The organism is Shewanella sp. Shew256 (genome assembly GCF_002196695.1).
Lineage (GTDB): Bacteria > Pseudomonadota > Gammaproteobacteria > Enterobacterales > Shewanellaceae > Shewanella > Shewanella mangrovisoli.
In genome coordinates, this window is record NZ_NAJR01000009.1 from 1 (window position 1) to 25,077 (window position 25,077).

The 25,077-nt window shown below is 48.0% G+C and carries 22 protein-coding genes and 1 rRNA gene; 18 read left to right on the forward strand and 5 right to left on the reverse strand.

Features of this window, described 5'->3' with window-relative positions; all coding sequences use genetic code 11:
* Window positions 1-113, forward strand: a 5S ribosomal RNA gene (gene rrf / locus B5P39_RS15860); the annotation flags it as partial.
* Between the two features lie 270 nt (window positions 114-383).
* A complete protein-coding gene (locus tag B5P39_RS15865; protein WP_088212222.1) occupies window positions 384-1,658 on the forward strand; it encodes a CinA family nicotinamide mononucleotide deamidase-related protein in 1,275 nt (424 codons plus the stop codon).
* An 88-nt stretch (window positions 1,659-1,746) separates the two neighbouring features.
* Here B5P39_RS15865 and B5P39_RS15870 read toward each other — a convergent pair whose 3' ends face one another.
* Both B5P39_RS15870 and ppc read right to left on the reverse strand, forming a co-directional pair.
* The gene (locus B5P39_RS15870; RefSeq protein ID WP_088212223.1) at window positions 1,747-2,292 is read right to left on the reverse strand and encodes a DUF1439 domain-containing protein; all 546 of its coding nucleotides are present in this window, start codon (window positions 2,290-2,292) and stop codon (window positions 1,747-1,749) included.
* Entirely contained in the window at window positions 2,292-4,961 is a 2,670-nt protein-coding gene (gene ppc, locus B5P39_RS15875) for a phosphoenolpyruvate carboxylase (protein WP_088212224.1), read from the reverse strand. The genes B5P39_RS15870 and ppc overlap by 1 nt, the downstream gene beginning before the upstream one ends.
* A 665-nt stretch (window positions 4,962-5,626) precedes the next feature.
* Between ppc and argC the strand changes: the two genes are divergently transcribed.
* The 5 genes from argC (at window position 5,627) to argH (ending at window position 11,083) form a co-directional block, all read left to right on the forward strand.
* Window positions 5,627-6,607, forward strand: coding sequence for an N-acetyl-gamma-glutamyl-phosphate reductase (gene argC, locus B5P39_RS15880; protein WP_088212225.1), 981 nt, complete (start codon window positions 5,627-5,629; stop codon window positions 6,605-6,607).
* Window positions 6,608-6,638: 31 nt separating this feature from the next.
* Entirely contained in the window at window positions 6,639-7,421 is a 783-nt protein-coding gene (argB, locus tag B5P39_RS15885; protein WP_037424139.1) for an acetylglutamate kinase, read from the forward strand.
* Window positions 7,422-7,433: 12 nt separating this feature from the next.
* The gene (locus B5P39_RS15890; RefSeq protein WP_011624429.1) at window positions 7,434-8,339 is read left to right on the forward strand and encodes an ornithine carbamoyltransferase; all 906 of its coding nucleotides are present in this window, start codon (window positions 7,434-7,436) and stop codon (window positions 8,337-8,339) included.
* Between the two features lie 60 nt (window positions 8,340-8,399).
* Window positions 8,400-9,623 carry an argininosuccinate synthase gene (locus tag B5P39_RS15895; RefSeq protein ID WP_011624428.1) on the forward strand — a complete coding sequence of 408 codons (1,224 nt, stop codon included), beginning with the start codon at window positions 8,400-8,402 and terminating at the stop codon, window positions 9,621-9,623.
* A 92-nt stretch (window positions 9,624-9,715) separates the two neighbouring features.
* Window positions 9,716-11,083, forward strand: a complete 1,368-nt coding sequence (argH, locus tag B5P39_RS15900) for an argininosuccinate lyase (protein ID WP_088212226.1) — start codon at window positions 9,716-9,718, stop codon at window positions 11,081-11,083.
* 64 nt (window positions 11,084-11,147) lie between these two features.
* On the opposite strand, the gene B5P39_RS15905 is transcribed toward argH, so the two are convergent.
* On the reverse strand, window positions 11,148-13,667 hold the full coding sequence (locus tag B5P39_RS15905; RefSeq protein ID WP_088212227.1) for a penicillin-binding protein 1A: 2,520 nt from the start codon (window positions 13,665-13,667) through the stop codon (window positions 11,148-11,150).
* A gap of 191 nt (window positions 13,668-13,858) precedes the next feature.
* On the opposite strand from B5P39_RS15905, the gene B5P39_RS15910 reads away from it, so the two are divergent.
* The 9 genes from B5P39_RS15910 to B5P39_RS15950 all read left to right on the forward strand — a co-directional run bounded on the left by B5P39_RS15910 (window position 13,859) and on the right by B5P39_RS15950 (window position 22,860).
* Window positions 13,859-14,938: a pilus assembly protein PilM gene (locus B5P39_RS15910; protein ID WP_086904088.1), complete on the forward strand. Its 1,080-nt coding sequence runs from the start codon at window positions 13,859-13,861 to the stop codon at window positions 14,936-14,938.
* Window positions 14,926-15,510: a PilN domain-containing protein gene (locus B5P39_RS15915; RefSeq protein WP_088212228.1), complete on the forward strand. Its 585-nt coding sequence runs from the start codon at window positions 14,926-14,928 to the stop codon at window positions 15,508-15,510. Before B5P39_RS15910 ends, B5P39_RS15915 begins: the two co-directional genes overlap by 13 nt.
* Complete coding sequence (locus tag B5P39_RS15920; protein ID WP_011718626.1) at window positions 15,507-16,133, forward strand: type 4a pilus biogenesis protein PilO; 627 nt, start codon at window positions 15,507-15,509, stop codon at window positions 16,131-16,133. Before B5P39_RS15915 ends, B5P39_RS15920 begins: the two co-directional genes overlap by 4 nt.
* Window positions 16,133-16,648, forward strand: coding sequence for a pilus assembly protein PilP (locus B5P39_RS15925; protein ID WP_011718625.1), 516 nt, complete (start codon window positions 16,133-16,135; stop codon window positions 16,646-16,648). Before B5P39_RS15920 ends, B5P39_RS15925 begins: the two co-directional genes overlap by 1 nt.
* A 21-nt stretch (window positions 16,649-16,669) precedes the next feature.
* Entirely contained in the window at window positions 16,670-18,724 is a 2,055-nt protein-coding gene (locus tag B5P39_RS15930; RefSeq protein WP_088212229.1) for a type IV pilus secretin PilQ, read from the forward strand.
* Between the two features lie 219 nt (window positions 18,725-18,943).
* On the forward strand, window positions 18,944-19,459 hold the full coding sequence (gene aroK / locus B5P39_RS15935) for a shikimate kinase AroK (protein WP_011718623.1): 516 nt from the start codon (window positions 18,944-18,946) through the stop codon (window positions 19,457-19,459).
* Window positions 19,460-19,464: 5 nt separating this feature from the next.
* On the forward strand, window positions 19,465-20,544 hold the full coding sequence (gene aroB / locus B5P39_RS15940; RefSeq protein ID WP_011718622.1) for a 3-dehydroquinate synthase: 1,080 nt from the start codon (window positions 19,465-19,467) through the stop codon (window positions 20,542-20,544).
* Window positions 20,545-20,562: 18 nt separating this feature from the next.
* Window positions 20,563-21,972 (forward strand): AAA family ATPase, encoded by a 1,410-nt coding sequence (locus tag B5P39_RS15945; protein WP_088212230.1) that lies wholly within the window; start codon window positions 20,563-20,565, stop codon window positions 21,970-21,972.
* Window positions 21,973-22,020: 48 nt separating this feature from the next.
* Window positions 22,021-22,860: a Dam family site-specific DNA-(adenine-N6)-methyltransferase gene (locus tag B5P39_RS15950; RefSeq protein WP_088212231.1), complete on the forward strand. Its 840-nt coding sequence runs from the start codon at window positions 22,021-22,023 to the stop codon at window positions 22,858-22,860.
* 24 nt (window positions 22,861-22,884) lie between these two features.
* Here B5P39_RS15950 and B5P39_RS15955 read toward each other — a convergent pair whose 3' ends face one another.
* Window positions 22,885-23,070, reverse strand: a complete 186-nt coding sequence (locus tag B5P39_RS15955; RefSeq protein WP_011718619.1) for a DUF2970 domain-containing protein — start codon at window positions 23,068-23,070, stop codon at window positions 22,885-22,887.
* Entirely contained in the window at window positions 23,070-23,435 is a 366-nt protein-coding gene (locus B5P39_RS15960) for a hypothetical protein (protein ID WP_088212232.1), read from the reverse strand. Before B5P39_RS15960 ends, B5P39_RS15955 begins: the two co-directional genes overlap by 1 nt.
* A gap of 262 nt (window positions 23,436-23,697) precedes the next feature.
* On the opposite strand from B5P39_RS15960, the gene rpe reads away from it, so the two are divergent.
* Both rpe and B5P39_RS15970 read left to right on the forward strand, forming a co-directional pair.
* Window positions 23,698-24,375, forward strand: a complete 678-nt coding sequence (gene rpe, locus B5P39_RS15965) for a ribulose-phosphate 3-epimerase (protein ID WP_023266401.1) — start codon at window positions 23,698-23,700, stop codon at window positions 24,373-24,375.
* Window positions 24,375-25,058, forward strand: a complete 684-nt coding sequence (locus B5P39_RS15970) for a phosphoglycolate phosphatase (protein ID WP_088212233.1) — start codon at window positions 24,375-24,377, stop codon at window positions 25,056-25,058. Before rpe ends, B5P39_RS15970 begins: the two co-directional genes overlap by 1 nt.
* Window positions 25,059-25,077: the final 19 nt, after the last annotated feature.

The following is a 25,077-nucleotide window of genomic DNA, read 5'->3' on the forward strand; positions in this document are numbered from 1 at the left end:
GGTGACAATAGCATTGTGGTCCCACCTGATCCCATCCCGAACTCAGAAGTGAAACGCAATCGCGCCGATGGTAGTGTGGGGTCTCCCCATGTGAGAGTAGGTCATCGCCAAGCGCCTAATTTTCTCGATAAGAGAGCATGAAGCCAGCTGAATAAGCTGGCTTTTTTGTTTTTGGCGTTTGCCATTTTTAGATTGTGATTTTGAAATCATTCATTCCAATTTTCAGCCTCTTTAACTCGCACACTCCTAATGTTCGCTAAATCGCGACTTGTAACCTTATTTCCTTCACGCTACTGAACCCGACCTCCGATAGCGGGTATTGCTATTACTTCAGAGGTTACTTACCTTATGCAGTAATTTATTGGGGTAGCTAAGGATCTATGATGAAGTTAGAGATGATTTGTACTGGGGAAGAGGTGCTGTCGGGTCAGATTGTTGATACTAACGCGGCCTGGTTTGCCAGCACTATGATGGAGCATGGCATTGAGATCCAACGACGAGTGACTGTGGGGGATCGCCTCGAGGACTTAATTGCGGTTTTCCAAGAACGTAGCTTGCATGCCGATGTCATCTTAGTGAATGGTGGATTGGGGCCGACCAGTGATGATATGTCTGCAGAGGCAATGGGTAAGGCCAAGGGAGAGTCTCTGGTTGAGAATCGCGAGTGGCGTCAGCATTTAGAAGATTGGTTTACACGCAATAACCGTGAGATGCCCGTCAGTAATTTGAAGCAGGCGATGTTACCTGAGTCTGCAGTGATGGTGGATAACCCCGTCGGCACGGCCTGTGGATTTAGAGTGAAGTTGAATCGAGCCTGGTTGTTCTTCACTCCTGGTGTGCCATTTGAACTCAAGCATATGGTGAAGGAACAATTTATTCCTTTTATCCGTGAAGAGTTTGACCTCGACGCTAAGGTGGCATTGAAGAAGTTGCTGACCATAGGTCATGGCGAGTCTTCCCTTGCCGACAAAATTGAGCCATTGGAGTTGCCAGAGGGGATTACCATTGGCTATCGCTCCTCAATGCCACATATTGAGATTAAGATTTTTGCTCGCGGCGAGAAGGCGATAGCTTTGTTGCCTCGGGTGACTGGACACATCAAAATGGTGCTGGGTACTGCGATTGTCGCCGAAGATAAAGCGACGCTTGCCGAGGAAATCCATGCTAAGTTACTGAATTCGGGATTGACCTTGAGCGTTGCCGAGTCTTGTACGGGTGGGATGATTACCAGCCAATTGGTTGACTTTCCGGGCAGTTCTTCCTATTTGCAACATGGTCTGGTGACTTACAGTAATGAGTCTAAGGTGCGAGTGTTAGGGGTTAATCCTGCAACCTTAGACGATCACGGCGCTGTCTCTATTCCCACGGTCGAAGAAATGGCTAAGGGTGCGCGTGCTATTTTAGACAGTGATTTTGCCTTAGCAACCAGTGGGATAGCGGGACCGGATGGCGGAACCGAAGAAAAGCCCGTCGGTACGGTGGCAATTGCCTTGGCAACTCGCTGTGGCGTCTACAGCCAAATGATAAAACTGCCGCGACGTTCGCGGGATTTAGTGCGTAGCTTAAGTGCAGCGGTGGCGTACGATATGTTAAGGCGTGAATTACTCACCGAAGCTGTGATTGTGGATTACCAGTCGATAGGCCGTTTCAGCAAGTAACTTTTGGATACTTAAGGGTTTTAGCTGGATTAACAAAAATGCTCCCTCGGGAGCATTTTTTATGGCGAATGGTTTGCAACACAAGCCGTTATTTAGTGAATTTAAGGACCAATTTGCCAGGAACCACTTGAATACTCTCGGTCATCTTGGCCATCAGCGCCTGATTACTGTCCTTCGTATCGAGCACATAAACGGGCTGATTCTCGAGGAAATGCCTTAAGTAGCCCATAACCTGTGGCGTCGCGCTACTGATGGCCTTTTCGATATCCTTAGGCGTTGATTCGACTTTCACCAATTCAAGCTGGCGCAGGTAGACGCTGTGGGTGGCACTGTCATACCAAGGCTTGGCCTCAAAGGTGGTTGAAAGTTGCGCTTTCAACGGAAAAATAGGATTAGTGATGGACACTTGAGTGGCCGCATTTACGCTCATAGTGTCAGGCTTTTCACCGAGTCTGACACTGATGCGGTTAATGCGCACTTGCGCGCCCACCAGTTGATTACCTTGTTTCACCTCAAAATGGATCTCTTTGCTGAGATACTGCTCCATTTCATGCTCGCTGATACTGTACTGCGTGACGCAGCCGCTAAGCAGTACAGATAATCCCAAGCAAAGGCTAAGCGTGAGTTTTTTCATTAACCTGTGTTTCTCATGCCCGCTGCGACACCGGCAATCGTCAGCATTAAGGCGAGCTGCACGTGTTCGGAAGCGGGAGCTTCGGTTGTTTCCTTGCGGGTACGAGCCAATAACTCGGTCTGCAGGAAGTTTAATGGATCGATATAGGGATTGCGCAGTTTAACTGATTCGCGATTCCAGGGGGTATGCGCCATTAAGGTATCCGATTTAGTTAGCTCCAGCACCACTTTAATGCCGAGATCTAAACGCTGGCGTAAAGTTTCGCCTAAGTGATGTAGATTGGTCGGTACTAAGCAGCTTTCATAGTAACGCGCCAAGTTAGGTTCTGCCTTGGCGTATACCATCTCCAGCATGGAAATCCGTGTGCTAAAGAAGGGCCATTCGCGCTCCATATCCTGTAGCAAGCCCATTTCGCCACGTTGGCAGGCAGCCTGTAATGCTTCACCAGCGCCGAGCCATGCTGGCAACATTAAGCGGTTTTGTGACCAAGCAAAAATCCAAGGAATGGCACGTAAGCTCTCGATACCACCATCGACACGGCGTTTGGCTGGGCGACTACCTAATGGTAGTTTGCCCAGTTCAACTTCCGGTGTGGCTGCACGGAAATAAGGCACAAAATCAGGCTCTTCACGGACAATACCGCGGTAAGCACTCACTGACTCCTCCGCAATTCGCTCCATACAATTGCGCCATTCCTGCTTAGGCTCGGGCGGCGGAAGCAAGGTCGCTTCTAACACCGCTGAGGTGTACAGGGCTAAGCTTTGTACCGCCAATTTAGGCAGGCCGAACTTAAAGCGGATCATCTCACCTTGCTCGGTGACGCGAATACGACCATCAACAGAGCCGGGCGGTTGCGACAGAATCGCTTTGTGAGCTGGGCCGCCGCCACGACCAATACTGCCACCACGCCCATGGAACAGCGTCAGCTTAACGCCAGCCTGTTTACAAACTGCGACTAACTGTTCCTGAGCACGGTATTGTGCCCAAGCGGCTGCCATTACACCCGCGTCTTTGGCCGAGTCAGAATAGCCGATCATCACCTCTTGCATGCCTTTGGTGTAACCACGATACCAGTCGATATCGAGCAGTGCGGTAATACACTCGGCGGCGTTATTTAAGTCGCTTAAAGTTTCAAATAGCGGCACAACGCGCATTGGGTGAGTACAGCCGGTTTCTTTGAGCAGCAATAATACGGTTAATACATCTGAAGGCTTACTCGCCATCGAGATCACATAGGAGCCCAACGCCTTCGCCGGATGCTTAGCAATTAAGCGGCATGTGTTAAGCACTTCGGCTACGTCGGCGGAAGGTTGCCAGTTGCTTGGGATCAGCGGACGACGGTTACTGAGTTCACGCAGTAAGAAGGCTTGTTTTTCAGTTTCATCCCAATGGTTAAAGTCACCCATACCTAGATAGCGGGTTAACTCTGCAAGGACATCGCAGTGACGGCCTGCGTCTTGGCGGATGTCGAGCCTTAACATATGGATGCCAAAACAAGCGAGTCGGCGCAGAATGTCGAGCAGTAAACCGTTAGCAATCAAACGCATGCCGCAGTCACATAAACTCTTATACAGCATCTCTAGCGGCGCTTTCAGGTCGCTTTCTTGCCAAATCAGCGTCGATTTATCCACTTCTGGATTGTGGCCTTCGATGCGGGCGTTTAAGTAATCTATGGTGTCGCGCAGTTTTTGTCTTAATGAGCGCAGCACAAAACGATAGGGTTCACAGCTATTGTTGGTAAACGCCATCAGCTCGCTGTTGGCTTCTTCCATCGATAACTCACCAACCAGTAACACAATATCCTTGAGGAATAAACGGGCGGCGGCATGGCGATTACGATCTAGCACTTCTTGGGTGACTTTAGCGGTCACAAAGGGGTTGCCGTCGCGATCGCCACCCATCCAGCTTGAGAAACGCACTGGTGCGATATCGATAGGCAATTGCTGGCCTGTGCGATCTTGCACTTGATCGTTGAGTTGCCTTAAAAAGTCGGGGACGGCATGCCAGAGGGATTCTTCAATCGTCGATAATCCCCAGCGGGCTTCATCCACTGGTGTTGGGCGTTCACGGCGAATTTCATTGGTGTGCCAGATCTGGGCGATTAACTGACGCAGACGCAGGTTAATTTGGCGGCGCTCTCTGTCGGACAGTTGATTGTTTTCTTGCTCGGCGAGGCAATCCACAATCGCAGCATATTTTTGGATCAGTGTGCGGCGAGAGATTTCCGTTGGATGCGCGGTGAGGACTAAGTCGATATCCAGCGTTTTTAAGCAATCCAACATCTTGGTTTGATCGATACGGCCATTCAGCATGCGGCCAAGCAACTGTTCGACTGGATCCGGTACGCAAACCAGCTCATCGCAGTTACGGCTAATAGTATGAAATTGTTCGGATAAGTTTGCTAAGTTGAGGAATTGGTTAAAGGCTTTAGCAAAAGGCACTAACTCTTCATCGGGGAGCGCGGTGAGCAGTTCTAGCATTTGCTCCCGTGCTGCTTCATCGCCACGGCGGGAATCTTTTGCGAGTTTACGAATTTGCTCAACCTTCTCGAGGAAAGAATCACCGAGGTGGGTGCGCATCGTATCGCCCAAGATTTGCCCTAACATACTCACGTTCGATCTTAACGACGCATACATGTCGGTCACATTGTCTGCCACATTACCTGCCATAGTTACTCCGAATTGAAAAATATAAAAATCCGCAATATACCCAAACAACCTGTAGGTGATGAGAGTCTTCAGGTCGCTTGGGTATATAGCCCGCTAGCACAATACCCACCACTGAGGGCAATGGTCAACAGCAGAACTTATAACTTATACGACTGGCTTATCTGATATGCAACTAATCACGATAATTGTTGAAGAATATTCAATATAAATGCGAGCTGACGCAATATTTTATTATGTTTAGTGGAAGTGAATATGAACTGCATCATTTTCGGTTTTGCGGGTATGTGTCTTCGGTGTTAATAAAAAGGACTGATTTTTGAGTCTTTCATCCATAGATAACTGAGTTATTAAGCAGTTAGTGAAGTATGGTGTTATTTGCTCAGCGTGCTTGAATGCAGATAAAAGGCAAAATTTAATAAAAATATATATTCACATATATTGCATAAATAGATCTTTGTGGTAGTCTAGCCAGCAGTTGAGATGAGTCACCCCTTGTGACCTGTAGAGTAAATATCATGATGTATAGCGTTAAGCCGTCAGTGAATAAAATAACGACCCATTACGATTTCCTACGACGATAGTCTTGTCATCATAGATATACGCTGGTGCGTGTACGCTATTCATCTATTCTTTAAGTCTCTTTGATTCGGTTTATAAAAATACATATGAAAAACATCGCCATTATCGGTGCCAGTGGTTACACAGGCGCACAACTAACAGCTTTAGTCCATGCGGAGTCTGAATTATCGATTCAAGGCCTGTATGTCTCTGAAAATAGTTTAGATAAAGGTAGAGCTTTAGCAGATTTGTACCCTGTCTACAGCCACATTGACTTAGCGCTGTCACCACTGACTGAAGAAGCGAAGGCGAAGATCGTCGCCGAGGCGGATGCCGTGGTGTTAGCGACCGAGCATTCGGTGAGTTTGCATTTAGCGGCTTGGTTCTACAACCAAGGTTTAGCCGTGTTTGACTTAAGCGGTGCCTATCGTTTCAGCGATGTGGCGCAGTACCCTAAGTGGTACGGTTTTGAGCATGAATATCCCGAAGTGTTGGCCAAGGCTGTCTATGGTCTAGCCGAGTGGAATGCTAAAGACGTCGCCGCGACTAAGATGATTGCTGTGCCAGGTTGTTACCCAACAGCATCATTAACAGCATTGAAACCATTAAAGAATTTACTGACGTCAGCCTATCCAGTGATCAATGCGGTTAGTGGTGTGACGGGCGCGGGTCGTAAGGCGCAGCTGCATACCAGTTTTTGCGAAGTGAGCCTTACACCCTACGGCGTATTAGGCCACAGACATCAACCCGAGATTGCCACTCAACTGGGGCAAGAGGTGATCTTCACGCCGCACCTTGGCAACTTCAAGCGCGGCATTTTAGCGACCATCACGGTTCAGCTAAAACCGGGCACCACCACCGCCGATGTGGCTGCGGCATACAGTGTTTATGACCAAGCTGCGCTGGTGACAGTGAAACAGAACCAGTTCCCGAAGGTGGATGATGTGGTGCTGACTCCGAATTGCCACTTAGGTTGGAAGTTTGATGAGAACAGTGGCTACTTAGTAGTTGCCAGTGCCATCGACAATTTGATGAAAGGCGCGGCGAGCCAAGCCCTGCAATGCATAAAGATTCACTTTAACCTTTAACCGTTCATCCTTATTTAAGAGAGTCGTCAAGATGTCTACCAACAACTCAGTATTAGTTCTTAAAGTCGGCGGCGCCCTGCTGCAGTGTGAAATGGGGATGGCGCGTTTAATGGATACCGCAGCAGCAATGATCGCCAATGGTCAGCAAGTGCTGATGGTGCATGGCGGCGGCTGTTTGGTCGACGAGCAATTAGCCGCAAACGGCATGGAAACCGTCAAGCTAGAAGGCTTGCGGGTCACTCCGCCGGAGCAAATGCCGATTATTGCCGGTGCATTGGCCGGAACATCAAACAAGATCCTCCAAGGCGCAGCGACTAAAGCCGGGATTGTGAGCGTTGGCATGAGCTTAGCCGATGGCAACACAGTATCGGCCAAGATCAAAGATGAGCGTTTAGGGTTAGTGGGCGAGGTTTCTCCTAAAGACGCCACTTACCTCAAGTTTATTCTGTCCCAAGGTTGGATGCCGATTTGTAGCTCGATTGCCATGATGGACGATGGCCAAATGCTGAACGTGAACGCCGACCAAGCGGCGACGGTATTAGCTAAGTTGGTCGGTGGCAAGTTGGTGCTGCTATCGGATGTGTCTGGCGTGCTTGATGGTAAAGGTCAATTAATCCCTTCACTGAATGGTAAGCAGATTGCTGAGCTGGTGAAGCAAGGCGTGATCGAAAAGGGAATGAAAGTAAAAGTAGAAGCTGCGCTCGAAGTGGCGCAGTGGATGGGGCAGGCGGTTCAAGTTGCCTCATGGCGTGATGCAAGCCAATTAGTCGCATTAGCAAAAGGTGAGGCCGTGGGCACACAAATCCAACCATAAGCGGAGTAGGTTATGAAGCATTTACTATCGATAAAAGAGTTAACCCAGCAACAGTTGCTGGATCTGATTACCTTAGCCAAGACGATTAAAGCGAATCCCGCTGAGTATCGTCATGCGCTGGACGGTAAGAGTGTGGTGATGTTATTTGAAAAGCCATCCCTGCGTACTCGTGTTAGCTTCGATATCGGTATTAACAAGCTCGGCGGCCACTGTTTATACCTAGACCAACAAAATGGTGCCTTAGGTAAGCGGGAATCGGTCGCTGACTTTGCTTCTAACCTGTCCTGTTGGGCCGATGCCATTGTGGCGAGAACTTTCTCCCACAAGACCATCGAACAATTGGCCGAGTTTGGCACTGTGCCTGTGATAAATGCGCTTTCGGATTTATATCATCCCTGCCAAGCGCTGGCCGATTTCTTAACCTTGGCCGAGCATTTTGAAAATATCAGTGATGTTAAGTTAGCGTACGTAGGTGACGGTAATAACGTGACGAATTCATTGATGTATTGCGCGGCCATTCTCGGTGCCACCATGACAGTGATCTGCCCTGCGGGTCACTTTCCTGATGGCTACGTCGTGGCCGAAGTGCAAGAACTTGCCAGCCGATATGGCGGTAAGGTTGTACTGACTTCAGATATCGGTGCTATCGAAGGCCACGATGCTATCTATACTGATACTTGGATTTCCATGGGTGATCCAACACCGTTAGCGGAAATTAAGGATAAGTTTGCACCTTATCAGGTCAATAAGGGCTTGATGGCGAAAGCGGGTGCTCACTTCTTTATGCACTGCTTACCCGCTCACCGCGGTGTTGAAGTGACCGATGAAGTGATGGATGGCGAAGGCTCCTTGATCCTGCAACAAGCAGAGAATCGGATGCACGCCCAAAACGCAGTACTAGTAACCCTATTTAGTTAATTTAACCCTGTTTAGCAGCCTACTTTCTCCAAGGTGAGAAACGAGTTATAGGAATTTAAGATGTCTATCGAGAACAAAAACACTGGCGTGAAAAAAGTCGTTTTAGCCTATTCGGGTGGTCTAGATACTTCGGCCATTATTCCTTGGTTAAAAGAAACCTACGACAACTGTGAAATCATCGCCTTTTGCGCTGACGTAGGTCAGGGTGAAGAAGAGTTAGTGGGTCTGACTGAAAAGGCATTAGCTTCTGGCGCATCTGAATGCCATATCGTCGATCTGAAAGAAGAATTCGTTAAAGATTACATCTACCCAACCATGGCAACGGGTGCTATCTACGAAGGGACTTACCTATTAGGTACTTCAATGGCGCGTCCAATCATCGCTAAGGCGCAGGTTGAAGTAGCACGTAAAGTGGGTGCCGATGCCCTGTGTCACGGTTGTACCGGTAAGGGTAACGACCAAGTGCGTTTCGAAGGTTGCTTTGCGGCATTAGCACCTGATTTAAAAGTGATTGCACCATGGCGTGAATGGACCATGCAGAGCCGTGAAGATCTGCTGGCTTACTTAGCCGAGCGTAATATCAAGACGTCGGCTTCTGCCACTAAGATCTACAGCCGTGATGCTAACGCATTCCACATTTCCCACGAAGGTGGCGAGCTGGAAGATCCATGGAACGAGCCAAGCAAAGGTGTGTGGACGCTGACTGCCGATCCAGAAGATGCGCCAAACCAAGCAGAATATGTGTCACTGGAAGTTGAACATGGCCGTGTGACTAAAGTAAACGGTGAAGCATTAACACCTTACGCTGCACTGATGAAGCTGAACGCCATCGCTGCACCACATGGCGTGGGTCGTATCGACATCACCGAAAACCGTTTAGTGGGTATGAAGTCTCGTGGTTGCTACGAAACCCCAGGCGGCACTGTGATGTTTGCTGCGTTGCGCGCGATTGAAGAGTTAGTGCTGGATAAAACCAGCCGTACTTGGCGCGAGCAAGTGGGTGCCCAAATGGCACACTTAGTCTACGACGGTCGTTGGTTTACACCTCTGTGTAAGTCGCTGCTGGCGGCATCTGAGTCATTAGCCGAGTCTGTTAACGGCGAAGTTGTGGTTAAACTCTACAAAGGTCACGCGATTGCCGTTAAGAAGCGTTCGCCAAACAGCTTGTACTCTGAAGCCTTTGCCACCTTCGGTGAAGACCAAGTGTACGACCAAAAACACGCTGAAGGCTTTATCCGTCTGTACTCGTTAGCGAGCCGCATCCGCGCGCTCAACGCTAAGTAATAGGCAGACTCAAAGGGCGCCTAGCGCCCTTTTTTATATCTTAAGTTTTAATGGCTTTAACGTATTCAAAGCAGTGACCGAGGGGATTGAGCATGGCTTTATGGGGTGGAAGATTTCAGGGCGAAACTAGCGCGCTATTTAAATTATTCAACGATTCACTGCCGGTGGATTACCGCTTGTTTGAACAGGATGTGGTCGGCTCTATCGCGTGGGCCGATGCGATTGCCAGTGTCGGCATTATCACAGCCACTGAATGCAGCGACTTGAAGAAAGCACTGAACGAGCTGCTGGTGGAAGTGAATGGCGATCCTGCGATTATTCTCGCCTCGGGCGCGGAAGATATTCACAGCTTCGTGGAGTCTGCGCTGATCGCTAAAGTCGGCGATCTCGGTAAAAAACTCCATACGGGCCGTAGCCGTAACGACCAAGTCGCAACCGATTTAAAACTCTGGTGCCAATCCGAAGGGGCGGCATTAGTGGCTCGCCTGCAAGCCTTACGCAGCGAACTTATTGCGCTTGCTGAGCGTGAGTTCGACGCTGTGATGCCAGGTTATACTCACTTGCAACGTGCTCAGCCAGTCACATTCGGCCATTGGTGCTTAGCCTATGTGGAAATGATTGAGCGTGATCTTAGCCGCTTAACCGATGCCTTAAAACGCGCCAATACCTGTCCGCTCGGTTCGGGCGCTTTGGCGGGTACAGCCTATCAAATGGATAGACATGCGCTGGCTGCGGCACTGAACTTTGCATCGCCAACCTTAAATAGTTTGGACAGTGTGTCGGATCGCGACCATGTGGTTGAGCTGTGTTCTACGGCGTCAATCAGCATGATGCACCTAAGCCGCATGGCCGAAGATTTGATTTTCTTTAACTCGGGTGAAGCGGGCTTTATCTCATTAAGTGATGAAGTGACCTCGGGGTCATCTTTGATGCCACAAAAGAAAAACCCCGATGCGCTGGAGCTGATCCGCGGTAAAACGGGCCGTGTGTACGGCAGTTTAGTGGGTATTCTCACCACCATGAAAGCCCTGCCTCTGGCCTACAACAAAGATATGCAGGAAGACAAAGAAGGCTTGTTCGATGTGGTCGACAGCTGGGCAATCTGCTTGGATATGGCGGCGTTAGTGTTATCTGGCTTAGTCGTCAATCGCCCGAATGCGCTGTTAGCCGCGCAGCAAGGTTATGCCAACGCGACCGAATTGGCGGATTATCTAGTGTCTAAAGGCATGCCATTCCGCGAAGCGCACCATGTGGTCGGTGTGGCAGTGGTTGCGGCGATCGCCAAGAAGATCCCGTTAGAAGGTTTTACGCTGGTCGAGTTTAAAACCTTTGCCGAGATTATCGAAGATGACGTCTATCCCAACCTCACCATCGAAGCCTGTTTGGCAAAACGTGATGTCCTCGGCGGCACAGCGCTGACTCAGGTGAAGCAAGCTATCGCGGCGAAGCAAGCGGACTAATGCCTTAATCGGGTAATAAAAAACGCGACTCTAGGGTCGCGTTTTTTGTTTCTGTCACAGAGGCCTATTGGAATAAATCGTCTGTCGGCGCATCGATGAACAGATTGTTTTCATCTTGGCTTTCACTGATGTATTCCTTAGGTTCAGTACCCGAGATAAAGTATTCAAATGCGCTGGTGTAATCTGTTTTGCGAGTCAGCTTACCAGTCGCCAGATCGATCCGCACCGAGACAATCCCTTCTGGCGGAATCGCTGTGGTTTCAGGTACGCCCTTCAGCACGTTATTCATAAACTCGTTCCAGCCAGGGCCTGCGGTCTTAGCGCCCGCCTCGGTCCCTGTGATCTGATCCTTCTCGCCGTTGGAGTTCCATGAGGTTCTGCCTAACTGGCGACCATGGTCATCAAACCCTACCCAGAAGGTGCTGGTCAGTGTCGGACCAAAACCACTGAACCAAGTATCGCGTGATTCGTTGGTGGTACCCGTTTTACCTGCAATATCATGACGTTTGATTAACTGCGCCGCACGCCACGCTGTACCTTGCCAGCCAGTGCCTTTGCTCCAATCGCCGCCCCCCCAGATCACACTCTTCAGCGCTTCGGTGATCAGGAATGCCGTTTGTTCAGAAATAATTTGCGGAGCATAACGGCCTGTTTGCTCAAAGCAATGAGCGACAGGTTCATCGGGTTGAGTCGTAGGCTCACCAAAACTCATTGGATCGCTGCTAGGCTGCATTGAGCCGTTGTTAGGCTTACAGGCTAAGGTCGGATTGGCCTTCTCAATCACATTACCGAAGGAGTCTTCTACTCGCTCAATATAGTAAGGTTCCACCAAGAAACCGCCGTTCGCGAACACGTTGAAAGCGGTTGCCACTTGCAGCGGGGTGACCGAAGGAGAACCTAAGGCTAACGACTCGTTACGAGGTAAGTCGTTAGGGTCGAAGCCAAACTTAGTCAACTCGGCGATGGCCGCATCTAAACCAATATGGCGCATAGCGCGAACCGACATTACGTTGATCGATTGCGCTAAGCCCACACGCAGGCGTGTTGGACCACCATAGATATCGGGCGAGTTTTTAGGGCGCCACGCCGTACCTTGGCTAATATCGGGTTTGTTAATCGGCGCGTTGTTAATCAGAGTCGCGAGGGTAAAGCCTTTCTCTAATGCCGCAGCATAGATGAAAGGTTTAATATTCGAACCTAATTGACGTTTCGCTTGGGTCACGCGGTTGTATTGGCTTTGGCTGAAGCTGTAGCCACCCACTAAGGTACGGATTGCACCATTTGTAGGATCTAGCGCAACAGTGGCGCTGGCCACTTCAGGAACCTGAGATAATTGTAAGTACTGACCGTTATCGCGGATCCAAATACGCTCACCGACTTTTAGCATATCCGAGGCCGATTTTGGCACCGAGCCTTGGCGTTTATCGGTGATAAATTTGCGCGCCCATTTTAGGCCATCCCACTTAATGATTTTGGTTTCGCCCTTGGCGGTTAACACGCTAGCTTGCTGACCATCGATGTTTAATACCGCAGCAGGTTGCAACTCTTGCACAGGCGTAATTTTTGCGAGCTCGGCTTTGATTTGTGCATCATTCGGCTTGGCATCGGTCCAGAGAACCGCCGCAGGACCACGGTAACCGTGGCGCTCATCATAGGCATAGACGTTATTGCGTAATGCTTGCTGTGCTAGCAGTTGCTGCTCCGATGAAATCGTGGTGTAGACGTTATAGCCATTGGTATAGGCTTCTTCTTCACCGTATTTTTGCACCATGTAATCCCGAGCCATTTCAGAGATATAAGGAGCGTAAAGGTCGATTTCAGCGCCATGGTATTTGGCGACGAGCGGCTCTTGCACAGCAGCTTGGTATTCAGCCTTGCTGATGTAACCCACTTCGTTCATCCGCATCAATACCACGTTGCGGCGTGCGAGTGCACGTGAAGGGGAGGTAATAGGGTTTAGCGTCGACGGTGCTTTAGGCAGACCCGCGATCATGCTCATTTCGGAAAGCGTCAGATCTTGAACGTTTTTACCAAAATACACTTGAGCGGCTGCGCCGACACCATAGGCTCTCTGACCTAAATAAATACGGTTAACGTAGAGCTCTAAAATCTCATCTTTAGTTAACAATTGCTCGATGTGGTAGGAAATAAAAATTTCCTTCACTTTACGAATAATGGTCTTGTCGCGGGTCAGGAAGAAGTTACGCGCCACCTGCATGGTGATCGTACTCGCACCTTGCTTCTTTTCACCCGTGGTGAGCATGACGATTGCGGCACGCATCACCCCAACAGGATCGATGCCGCCATGCTCATAAAAGCGCGCATCCTCGGTGGCGAGGAAGGCTTGCAGCAGCGGTTTAGGTACTTCTTCGAGTTTCAGCGGAATACGGCGCTTCTCACCAAATTGAGAGATGAGTTTGCCGTCGCTACTGTAAATGCGCAAAGGTGTTTGTAATTGCACATTTTTTAGTGTCGATACATCCGGCAGATCCGGCAAAACATAAAAGTATGCTGCAACAATGGCGCCCACGCCCAAAAGGGCTAGACTGAATAGAGCTATAACAATACGTTTTAACCACTTCACCTAAATTGATCCTAATGTTCAGTTAAGTGCGACAGTATATAAGGCGCGCACGTTTGGGTGAAGCAAAAACGTGACGACCCTAAAATAGCGTTTGTAAAATCTTGAAACATTCTATACAAATACGTATAACGGGTTGATTTTGTGCTAATCTCTTTTACTACCGAATACAAATAATAAAGTGACAACGGACTATGCTTTCAAATTTATGGAAGCGTCAGGCTCCGCAAATGGTCGGGATTGATATTGGTTCCCATGAAGTAAAGGCTATTCTGCTGAGTAAGACTGCTGATGGATATAAAATACTAAGTCATGCAGCGGTTCCCGTAAAAAAGGGGGCTATTAACGATCATGATATTCGTGATGCCGATGCCGTTGTTGAATGTCTCAAACAGATTAAGCGTATTTTACCTAAATCGGTTAAATATGCAGCGGTTGCGGTCTCAGGTTCTGCGGTGATGACTAAGGTTATCTACATGGATGCCTCGCTGAGCGAGGAGGAAATGGAAGCGCAAATTGAGATTGAAGCCGATAACCTGATCCCATACTCCCTCGATGAAGTTAGCATTGATTTTGAAACTTTAAATGTAAACAGCACCGATCCTTCTAAGGTCGACGTGCTACTGAGCGCATGCCGCACTGACAATATTGATGCTAGAGTCGATGCGCTCGATGAAGTAGAGCTCGAAACTAAAGTCGTTGATGTGGAAGGTTATGCACTGGGCCGAGCCGTTGAGTTGGTACTAGGGCAGTTACCCGAAGGCGCTCGGCAGAAGGCGGTGGCCATGGTCGATATTGGCGCCAACATGACGACCTTCAGTGTGGTGGAGTCGGGTGAAACGACCTTTATTCGTGAGCAGGCCTTTGGCGGCGAGTTATTTACTCAGTCGATTCTGTCGTTTTATGGCATGTCCTACGAACAAGCTGAGAAAGCCAAAATTGAAGGCGATTTGCCGCGTAATTATATGTTCGAAGTGCTATCTCCCTTCCAAACGCAATTACTGCAACAAATTAAACGAACGCTGCAAATTTATTGTACGTCGAGCGGCAAAGATAAAGTCGATTATCTCGTATTATGCGGTGGAACATCTAAACTGGAAGGCATGGCTAACTTATTAACTAATGAGTTAGGCGTCCACACCATTATTGCCGATCCTTTTCAAGGATGTCTGCACGCAGATGAATCCGTTAAAAATATACTGCAACCTAGCATTAGCAAATATATGGTTGCTTGTGGCTTAGCGCTGAGGAGCTACGGTCAATGGCGAACATAAACCTGCTTCCTTGGCGTGAAGAAGCGAGAGAAAAGCAGAAGCGCGATTATATTGGCATATTGGCCGCGGTATTTTTAGGCTCAGCGATTTTAGTCTATGTGGCTCTGTCTTTACTCGACATGATGACCGATGAGCAGCGTGGTCGGAATGCTTATTTGCAGCAAGAAATTCAGCAACTCGATGCACAAATCGCCGAGATTAAAAAGATCACCGAGCGTAAGAAAGATATTGAGCGTCGCACCGAGATCATTTTGAACCTTCAGCAATCCCGTAATTTGCCGACACACGTATTAGATGAGCTGGTGCGTATCGTGCCGCCTGGAATATATCTATCTAGCCTAGAGAAAAAAGGCAGTTTATTACTGATTGAAGGCCGCAGTGAATCGAACAACAACGTAGCGAACATGATGCGTAAGGTGAAGGCGTCCGAATGGTTAACCGATCCCAATATGCAATCTATCGTGTCTCAAGACGATGAGCTAAGACAATTACAACGCTTTAGCTTAAGAGTGAGCATTAAAGGTGCCATGGCTGATGAGCCTATTAAAACGGCAAAAGGAGCGAGTAAATGAAACTCGATCTAAGTCAGTTTAATGATATCGATTTTGAAAATATTGGCGGTTGGCCAAATCAAGTCAAAGTGTTTTTCGCTGTGCTATTGGCGCTCTGCGTATTTGCCGCGGGGTATTTTCTCGTAGTTTCGGATGCTATCGATGTGTATAACGCGGAGCAAAGAAAGGAAGAGCAGCTCAGAGAAGATTTTAAAACCAAATATCAGCTTGCCGCTAACCTTAAATTGTACCGTGAACAGTTAGCTGTGATGGAGGAGCAGTTTGCCGAGTTACTCAAAATGCTGCCCTCTGAAAATGAAATGCCAGGGCTGCTCGATGACTTAACCTTTGTGGCCACTGACGCTGGATTACGGATTAATAGCTTAAATTGGGAACCTGAAATTCAGCGTGATTTCTATATTGAGTTCCCGATTAAAATGTCGGTTACCGGTGATTATCATCAAATAGGCAATATGGTCAGCGGCGTGGCTAAACTGCCTCGTATTGTCAGCTTGCATGATTTTACGATTAAGCGCGACGAGAGCGGTAATCTGGCCATGGATATTCTGGCGAAAACCTATCGCTTTAAAGAGGGGGCTGAATTACCTCCCGAAAATGCAGCCAATAACAAGGGGAAGAAATAATGAAACTCTTACCTCTGTTAGCATTAAGTCTTTTTTTAATGGGTTGTGTTGGCGATCGTAGTGATTTAGAGCTATTTGTTACTACTACCAAGGCACAGCATGTGGCGCATATTCCACCCTTAAAAGAGCCACCTAAGTTTGAGCATTTTGCGTATCAAGCCGAATTAATGCGTAGCCCCTTTGTCCCTCCTTCTAGAGAGTTAACGGAAGAAGTGGTTGATACCAGCAAAAACTGCTTACAGCCGGATTTAAAACGTCGTAAAGGCCGTTTAGAAACCTATGCTTTAGACAATCTAAAAATGCGCGGCACCTTAAGCGAAGGAAATTCGATTTGGGCGCTTATTGAAACCAATGATGGCAGTGTATATCGGATGGGCGTAGGTGAGTATCTTGGATTGTTTAATGGCCATATAGCGAAAGTGACTTCTCAGAATGTGGAAGTTGTAGAATTAATTCCGGATGGTTCTGGTTGTTGGTCTGAACGCACAAACAACATCGAACTTTCTGGAAAATAACAAGCGAAGGATGAGGGAATAATGAAATCTTCTGCCGCGATAAAAATCCCGTTATCGTTTTTATCTTCAGGCTTAGCCAAGTCTGTTATTGGGATCGCATTAGTATTTGGTTTTTTGCCATCGAGTTTTGCGGTAAATAGGTTGATGGATGTCAAATACCATGCTCTTGTCGATCATCAATTAGAAGTCGAGTTAGTTTTTGAGGAGGCGATTAGCGCGCCCACAATTGACTCTAATGCTTCTCCAGCTCAGTTGGTATTAACCTTCGATGACAGTATTTCGGGTCTTTCTAAGGACCGTCTGCCGATTAACCAAGTCGGTGTGAAGGACATAGTGACAACGCAGCAAGATGCCCACCTAATGGTGACGTTGGGCTTATCTAAGGTTAAACCGTATCAAGGTAGTGTCGTTGGTAATTCTTACCGTTTAACCATTAATGACGAAGTTGCAGGCTCACAAGCGGGTAATAATCCGTTCGTTAATAGCGTTAAAAATATCGATTTTCGTCGCAACGCGAATGGTGGCGGTGATTTATTAGTCTATTTAAATAATCGCTCAGTTGCGGCTAACGTTGAACAAATCGGTGCCAAACTTGAGGTTCAGCTCTACAACACTGATATTAACAGTGATTTGTTATATGTGATGGATGTGCAGGATTTCTCCACTCCCGTAAAGCATTTTGAAACCTTTAAGGACGATTTAACGACCCGGATTTTAGTCGATGTCTCGGGCAATTATGAGTTCAATTACAAACAGGAAGACAATCTCTTTAGGCTCTCAATTAACAAAGTAGAGCGCGCTGCGGCGACCAAAGAGGTGAAGAAATATAACGGTAAAACCCTTTCGTTAAATTTCCAGAATATTTCTGTCCGTACTGTGTTGCAGATTATTGCCGACTACAACAACTTCAACTTAGTCACCAGTGACACGGTTGAAGGTGATATCACCCTAAGACTCGATGATGTGCCTTGGGACCAAGCATTGGACTTGATCCTGCAAACCAAAGGACTCGATAAGCGTATCGAAGGTAATATTCTGATGGTGGCGCCAAGTGAAGAGTTGGCGATACGCGAAAGCCAAAACCTTAAGAATAAGCAGGAAGTAAAAGAGCTGGCGCCACTGTATTCTGAGTATTTGCAAATCAACTATGCCAAGGCGACGGATATTGCCGAGTTACTCAAAGGTGCAGATTCTAGCTTATTGTCACCACGTGGATCTGTGGCCGTCGATGAACGTACCAATACCGTGTTAGTGAAAGATACCGCTGAAATCATCGAGAATATTCATCGTTTGGTCGAAGTGCTCGATATTCCTATCCGCCAAGTGTTGATTGAATCTCGCATGGTGACGGTAAAAGACGACGTGTCTGAAGATTTAGGTATCCGTTGGGGCGTGACTGACCAGCAGGGGAGTAAAGGGACGTCAGGAACGCTTGAAGGGGCTGGAAGCATTGCTAATGGTACCGTTCCAACGCTGGATAATCGTTTGAACGTGAATTTACCTGCGGCGGTCACTAACCCAACCAGCATTGCTTTCCATGTGGCCAAGCTTGCCGATGGCACTATTTTAGATTTAGAGCTGAGTGCGCTTGAGCAGGAAAACAAAGGTGAAATTATCGCGAGCCCTCGTATCACCACCTCTAACCAAAAGGCGGCGTATATCGAGCAGGGTGTGGAAATCCCTTATGTGCAATCCACTTCCAGCGGGGCCACGTCGGTGACCTTTAAGAAGGCAGTATTGTCATTAAGAGTGACACCACAAATTACGCCTGATAACCGTGTAATTCTGGATCTTGAAATCACTCAAGACTCTCAGGGTAAAACGGTGGATACACCCACAGGTCCGGCAGTCGCTATCGATACTCAACGTATTGGTACGCAAGTATTAGTGGATAATGGGGAAACCATTGTGCTCGGTGGTATCTATCAGCAGAACTTGATCAGCCGCGTGAGCAAGGTGCCTATCCTGGGTGACATTCCTTTAGTTGGCTTCTTATTCCGTAACACTACCGACAAGAATGAGCGCCAAGAGCTGTTGATTTTCGTGACACCTAAAATTGTGAACGAGAAACTCTAATCGTTTGTTACGAGTCGAATAAAGCCAGCATTCCTTGCTGGCTTTATTGTGTCTGAAATACAATTCTTATCATAAATAGCGTGCATCACTTGCCAGACTAGACATGAAACTGAGATAATCCTCGGTCAAGTCTCATTAGAGCAAGGTAACATACAGTAGGTCGGCTTGTTCATGAGTCGACATAGGCATACTTTTCATTAAGATTCAGACGTACAAGAAATGGCTGAAAAACGTAATATTTTTCTGGTAGGCCCAATGGGCGCAGGTAAAAGCACAATTGGTCGCCATCTGGCGCAAATGCTGCATTTAGAATTCCACGATTCAGATCAAGAGATTGAGCAACGCACAGGCGCTGATATTGCTTGGGTGTTTGACGTTGAAGGCGAAGAAGGTTTCCGTCGTCGCGAAGCTCAGGTTATTGCTGATCTGTCTGAAAAACAAGGTATTGTCCTTGCCACTGGTGGTGGTTCAGTTCAGAGCAAAGATATCCGTAATCATTTATCTGCTCGCGGTATCGTGGTGTATCTCGAAACCACTATCGACAAACAGGTTGCGCGTACTCAAAGAGACAAGCGTCGCCCATTACTGCAAGTAGATGATCCGCGAGAAGTATTAGAAAACCTCGCAGAAATCCGTAACCCTCTGTACGAAGAAATTGCTGATGTGATCGTTAAGACCGACGATCAAAGTGCAAAGGTTGTTGCGAATCAAATCATTGAGCAATTAGGTTTCTAGGCAGAATGACAAAACAAATTCAGGTTGATTTAGGTGAACGCAGTTATCCCATTTATATTGGCCAGAGTTTGATGAGTGATGGCGAGACCCTGTCTCGCTACCTGCTGAAAAAACGTATCCTTATCGTCACCAATGAAACTGTCGCGCCCTTGTATCTTAAGCAGATCCAAGACACGATGGCTTCGTTTGGTGAGGTAACCAGCGTCATCCTTCCCGATGGCGAGCAATTCAAAGATTTAACGCATTTAGATTCTATTTTTACGGCTTTGCTGCAACGCAATTATGGCCGTGATTCAGTGCTGGTGGCCCTCGGTGGCGGGGTAATTGGTGACATGACGGGTTTTGCCGCTGCCTGTTACCAACGTGGTGTCGATTTTATTCAAATTCCAACCACGCTACTATCGCAAGTTGATTCTTCCGTTGGCGGAAAAACCGCAGTTAATCATCCGCTTGGCAAAAATATGATCGGGGCTTTTTACCAGCCACAGATCGTCATTATCGATACTGAATGCTTACAGACCTTGCCCGCGCGTGAATTCGCGGCTGGGATGGCAGAAGTTATTAAGTATGGCATCATGTGGGATGCTGAATTTTTTCAATGGCTTGAGAACAATGTTCAAGCATTGAAAAGCCTAGATACTCAAGCTTTGGTCTATGCGATTTCTCGCTGCTGTGAGATTAAAGCCGATGTCGTGAGTCAGGATGAGACCGAGCAGGGCGTCCGCGCGCTATTAAACCTTGGGCACACCTTTGGTCATGCGATCGAAGCCGAGATGGGTTATGGTAATTGGCTGCATGGTGAAGCGGTTGCGGCTGGCACAGTCCTTGCTGCACAAACGGCTAAGTCTATGGGATTGATTGATGAGTCAATTGTTCGTCGTATTGTGCAATTGTTCCATGCTTTCGATCTGCCAGTAACAGCGCCGGAATCTATGGATTTCGATAGTTTTATTAAACACATGCGTCGCGATAAGAAAGTGTTAGGTGGTCAGATCCGGCTGGTACTCCCGACGGCCATTGGTCGAGCTGATGTCTTTAGCCAAGTCCCGGAATCTACCCTAGAACAGGTTATCTGCTGCGCATAAACCTTGTGTGGTGGATGAGTGACGTTTCAGGGGCAAGTCTTGCTTCCTTCACAGGAAGCCCTCGTAGAAAGATTGCATCATGTGGCCAGTTATAGCGACCAGCTACTGGTGCTTGTGGGTGCGCACGGCTCGGGTAAGACGACACTGCTGACTGCGTTAGCCACAGATTTTGATGAGTCGAATGCCGCGTTAGTCATCTGTCCTATGCACGCCGACAATGCTGAAATTCGTCGCAAGATTTTAGTGCAATTGGTCTCATCCCCAATTTTTGATGACGAAATCTCCCTCGCTGAAACCATACTGCGCGTCGCGCCGAAACAAAGTAAGCCGCTGCACATCATTATCGATGACGCCCATTTACTCTCTAAAGAATTGTGGGCCGAGTGCATCATACTGAATCAAGTGCAATGTGCGGGCCAGCGTATTGCCGTGACCTTAGCAGTTCCGCCCGCATTTTTAGCCGACTTACTCCCCCAATTACCTGAGTCATTAAGACGACAGATCCTCCCGGTCAGCATTGATCCCTTAAGCCTGCCTGAGCGTGAGGCGCTGTATCAAACCTTGCTGCGCTATAGTGACCAAAATCCGTTTACGCCAAGAGACATAGTGCGTGCTCAGCTTGAGAAGCAAACGGGTACTCCTCAGGAGGTGGTTGCCTTACTGGAGCTGGCTCTACACGGTCAGGGTGAGAAAAAATCAGTATGGACACAATACAAAGTCGCGCTTCTTGGGTTTGCCAGTGTGCTGATTGCCCTCGTGATTTGGCTTGGTTTGGCGAAACCCTTTTCAAGTGAACCAATTCCCGAGGTCGTGACTTATCCTGCTGTGGATTCCGCAGAGTTTCTTGCCCATGGCAAACAGCTGTTAGCGCCGTATTTTAAACTGCGAGCCGAGTCGTTAACGCAGGCATTATTAGCGGAAGCGGTGGAGCAAGCGGACCCATTGGCGAAGTTCCATGGGGAAGAACCTCAAGTAGAAGAAGAGGCTGGCATAGAACCGCCTGTCGATGAAGCGACAAGTAAGGGCGACAGTAGCACCATTGAGGTTGATGACGCAGCGCCTGCGCCTACAGAGCAAGCGAAAGATGATGCTGCTACTCAGGTGGTGCATGTAACTCCTGCGCCTGTATCAGCCGTATCGGTGCGGCCAAAAACGGGTTATGCGATCCAAATTGCCACAGTCTCTCAGCGTGAAACTGTGCAGTCACTCCTTAAGAAACTGCATAATGTGCCAGAGGTGCGAGTTGCCAAGTACAAACAGTTTTGGGTGGTGCTAGTGGGGCAGTTTAACGACAGCCAATCGGCACAGCAGGCGGCCGCAGAATTGGTCAAAGAGTATCATCTTAGCCAACCCCTGATAAAAAAATGGGCAGAACTCGGCGGTTATCAACTACAAGAAACGCGCTCAAGCGGTGAAATTTCAGAATAAACAGAGTACAATCATGGCCTTTATTTTTGTCGGCATTCATCAAGTTAAATGATCAAAAAACATAGAGCCTTCCTGAAATGGGCCGGCGGAAAATTTAAATTGGTGGATGAGCTCGCGAACTACTTACCAACTGGCGAGCGTTTAGTTGAGCCCTTTGTCGGCGCAGGTTCAGTCTTTTTAAATACTGACTATCCCAGCTATTTACTCTGCGACATCAATCAAGACCTGATTAATCTCTACAACATAGTGAAAGAAAGACCTGCCGAATACATTGAGGCGGCCAAGAAGCTATTCGTCGATGAGATGAATCAAAAGGATGCCTACTACCGCGTGCGTACAGACTTTAATAAATCCCGCGATCCTTTTTTGCGCTCGGTTTATTTTCTGTACTTGAATCGCCATGGTTTTAATGGCCTGTGCCGCTATAACCGTAAAGGGGGCTTTAATGTGCCCTTTGGCTCCTACAAGAAGCCGTATTTCCCTGAGAAGGAAATCTTAGCCTTTTCAAAGAAAGCACAGCGCGCCGAGTTTAAGTGCATCGGCTATGAAAAAGCCTTCGAGCAAATCCGTACTGGCGATGTGATCTATTGCGATCCGCCCTATGCGCCACTATCGACCACCGCGAGTTTTACCACCTATGTCGGTGCGGGGTTTAGTTTGGATGATCAGGCGCTGCTGGCGCGTTATTCGCGACATATGGCCTTAGAGCAGTGCATTCCTGTTGTGATCAGTAACCATGATATTCCGCTGACACGTGAGTTGTATCGCGGTGCCCACCTTGCCAAGATCCAGGTGCAACGCAACATTAGTCAAAATGGTAGTGGTCGCAATAAAGTCGACGAGTTGATTGCGTTGTACGACGAGAATTATGACCCGCAGGATGATTGATACTAAGTTGTAGTATCGAGTGACTTAGCCAACGACTTGGCTAACAAGCAGAATCAGGCTGGCGACTAAGGCTATCGCTAGCACTATCCCCATAAAAATGTACGGTAATGGCGAGTTGGTCTGGAAGTCTTTTTGACGATTTCTATCTGACTGCACCCCAAAGAAGGCGGCTATCGTACTGTGAAAGACTTGCCAGATTCGGCTTAGCATCAATAGGACTGTTGTGAATTAGCAGGCTTCAGGTCATCGATAGGTTTGTCTTGATGACCATGGAGTAATTCAAGCAAGTCGACAAAATGGAACTGGCTAGAGCGATTTTTGCCAGTGAGCCAAGTCTTCCAGCTTAAGGTTTGCGCCTGTTCGGCACAGCGGTTATTTGGATGGCTGCTAGGTAAACTGTTGTTGTAACGGGCATCGCTGCTGCAAGCGCAGGCGGAGGTATCGTTACTTGCGGTGAGTTTTTCCACGCCAAAGGCTAAGGAGGCGACTACCACGGCGGTAAATGCCAACATCATCGATGACTTAAATGTCACCGAGCCTAAAATGTGTGAAAACTGTGTTAACCGCCCCTTCATGATACTTCCTTTGAAACCACTAAATGATCCACGTTAGCGACCCGAGTATAACAAACTCGCTTAGTTTATGAACAATAATTTATCAATCTTCACTAAAAACTTTCTAACGCTTCAGCATCTCCTTGAGTTTACCGTACGTTATGAGTACTCGAATTGTGTTTCTATTGGGTTTCAATCGCGATAAATGTGGCATTTGCTATAGAGGCATGGCCTAGCTAAGGGTAAAATAAGGCACTTTTTGTTCAATAGCAGCGAGTGTCCTATGCGCCCATTTTTAATTGCTCCATCGATTTTATCCGCCGATTTCGCCCGTTTAGGGGATGACGTTAAAGCCGTGTTAGATGCAGGGGCTGACGTAGTACATTTTGATGTGATGGATAACCACTATGTGCCAAATTTAACCATTGGTCCTATGGTGTGCAAAGCGTTACGCGACTATGGCATCACGGCCGATATCGATGTGCATTTAATGGTTAAGCCTGTTGACCGTATCGTGCCTGATTTTGCCAAGGCGGGTGCGTCTATTATTACTTTCCATCCCGAAGCCTCTGAGCATATCGATCGCACTCTGCAACTGATTAAAGAATCGGGTTGTAAAGCGGGTTTAGTGTTTAACCCTGCAACACCGCTGCACTATCTTGACCATGTGATGGATAAGTTAGATGTGATCCTGCTGATGTCAGTCAACCCAGGTTTTGGCGGCCAATCCTTTATTCCTTCGACCTTAGATAAATTACGCCAAGTGCGCGAGCGTATCGATGCTAGCGGTTTTGATATTCGTTTAGAAGTCGATGGTGGCGTTAAAGTGGATAATATTGCCGAAATCGCCGCCGCAGGCGCCGATATGTTTGTCGCCGGCTCTGCCATTTTCGGTAAGCCAGACTATAAAGCCGTCGTCGACGAGATGCGCGCTGAGTTAGCGAAAGTAGAGGCCAAATAATGCGGGAACAGATTAAAGCGATTGCCTTTGATCTCGACGGCACACTGATTGACAGTGTGCCCGATCTTGCGGTCGCGACCCAGGCGGCACTCGCCGAATTAGGTTTAGCAAGGTGTACCGAGGCGCAGGTGAGAACTTGGGTGGGTAATGGCGCTGAAATGCTGATGCGCCGCGCCATGAGCCACGCCTTAGGCGCAGACGTTGAGCAAACGGCATTGGATGCGGCTATGCCCATCTTTATGCATCACTATCAAGAAAACCTTGAGAAGCACAGTGCACTCTATGCCGATGTGCACCAAGTGCTGCAAATCCTGTTTGATGCAGGATTTAAGCTGGCTGTGGTGACCAATAAGCCCTATCGCTTTACCTTGCCTTTGCTTGAAGCCTTTAAGATTAATGACTTCTTTAGCTTGGTACTTGGCGGCGATTCGCTGGCGAAGATGAAACCCGATCCATTACCGCTACAGCATCTATTAGCCGAATGGCAACTCGATAAAAGTGAGTTGTTGATGGTGGGCGATTCTAAAAATGACATTTTAGCGGCGAAAGCGGCGGGTGTTGCATCAATCGGCTTGACCTATGGCTACAACTACGGTGAAGATATTGGGCTCACTGGCCCTGACGCTGTATGCGAGCAGTTTGTCGAGATCCTGCGCTGGCTAAATCTCGCTCAGCCAGTTTAATCGAATCTTTTTATCTTTA

Bases quoted from the DNA above. Each gene is read 5' to 3' on its own strand.
- B5P39_RS15865 (WP_088212222.1), top strand. From the start codon at position 384: ATGAAGTTAGAGATGATTTGTACTGGGGAAGAGGTGCTGTCGGGTCAG.
- B5P39_RS15870 (WP_088212223.1), bottom strand. From the start codon at position 2,292: ATGAAAAAACTCACGCTTAGCCTTTGCTTGGGATTATCTGTACTGCTT.
- ppc (WP_088212224.1), bottom strand. From the start codon at position 4,961: ATGGCAGGTAATGTGGCAGACAATGTGACCGACATGTATGCGTCGTTA.
- argC (WP_088212225.1), top strand. From the start codon at position 5,627: ATGAAAAACATCGCCATTATCGGTGCCAGTGGTTACACAGGCGCACAA.
- argB (WP_037424139.1), top strand. From the start codon at position 6,639: ATGTCTACCAACAACTCAGTATTAGTTCTTAAAGTCGGCGGCGCCCTG.
- B5P39_RS15890 (WP_011624429.1), top strand. From the start codon at position 7,434: ATGAAGCATTTACTATCGATAAAAGAGTTAACCCAGCAACAGTTGCTG.
- B5P39_RS15895 (WP_011624428.1), top strand. From the start codon at position 8,400: ATGTCTATCGAGAACAAAAACACTGGCGTGAAAAAAGTCGTTTTAGCC.
- argH (WP_088212226.1), top strand. From the start codon at position 9,716: ATGGCTTTATGGGGTGGAAGATTTCAGGGCGAAACTAGCGCGCTATTT.
- B5P39_RS15910 (WP_086904088.1), top strand. From the start codon at position 13,859: ATGCTTTCAAATTTATGGAAGCGTCAGGCTCCGCAAATGGTCGGGATT.
- B5P39_RS15915 (WP_088212228.1), top strand. From the start codon at position 14,926: ATGGCGAACATAAACCTGCTTCCTTGGCGTGAAGAAGCGAGAGAAAAG.
- B5P39_RS15920 (WP_011718626.1), top strand. From the start codon at position 15,507: ATGAAACTCGATCTAAGTCAGTTTAATGATATCGATTTTGAAAATATT.
- B5P39_RS15925 (WP_011718625.1), top strand. From the start codon at position 16,133: ATGAAACTCTTACCTCTGTTAGCATTAAGTCTTTTTTTAATGGGTTGT.
- B5P39_RS15930 (WP_088212229.1), top strand. From the start codon at position 16,670: ATGAAATCTTCTGCCGCGATAAAAATCCCGTTATCGTTTTTATCTTCA.
- aroK (WP_011718623.1), top strand. From the start codon at position 18,944: ATGGCTGAAAAACGTAATATTTTTCTGGTAGGCCCAATGGGCGCAGGT.
- aroB (WP_011718622.1), top strand. From the start codon at position 19,465: ATGACAAAACAAATTCAGGTTGATTTAGGTGAACGCAGTTATCCCATT.
- B5P39_RS15950 (WP_088212231.1), top strand. From the start codon at position 22,021: ATGATCAAAAAACATAGAGCCTTCCTGAAATGGGCCGGCGGAAAATTT.
- B5P39_RS15955 (WP_011718619.1), bottom strand. From the start codon at position 23,070: ATGCTAAGCCGAATCTGGCAAGTCTTTCACAGTACGATAGCCGCCTTC.
- B5P39_RS15960 (WP_088212232.1), bottom strand. From the start codon at position 23,435: ATGAAGGGGCGGTTAACACAGTTTTCACACATTTTAGGCTCGGTGACA.
- rpe (WP_023266401.1), top strand. From the start codon at position 23,698: ATGCGCCCATTTTTAATTGCTCCATCGATTTTATCCGCCGATTTCGCC.
- B5P39_RS15970 (WP_088212233.1), top strand. From the start codon at position 24,375: ATGCGGGAACAGATTAAAGCGATTGCCTTTGATCTCGACGGCACACTG.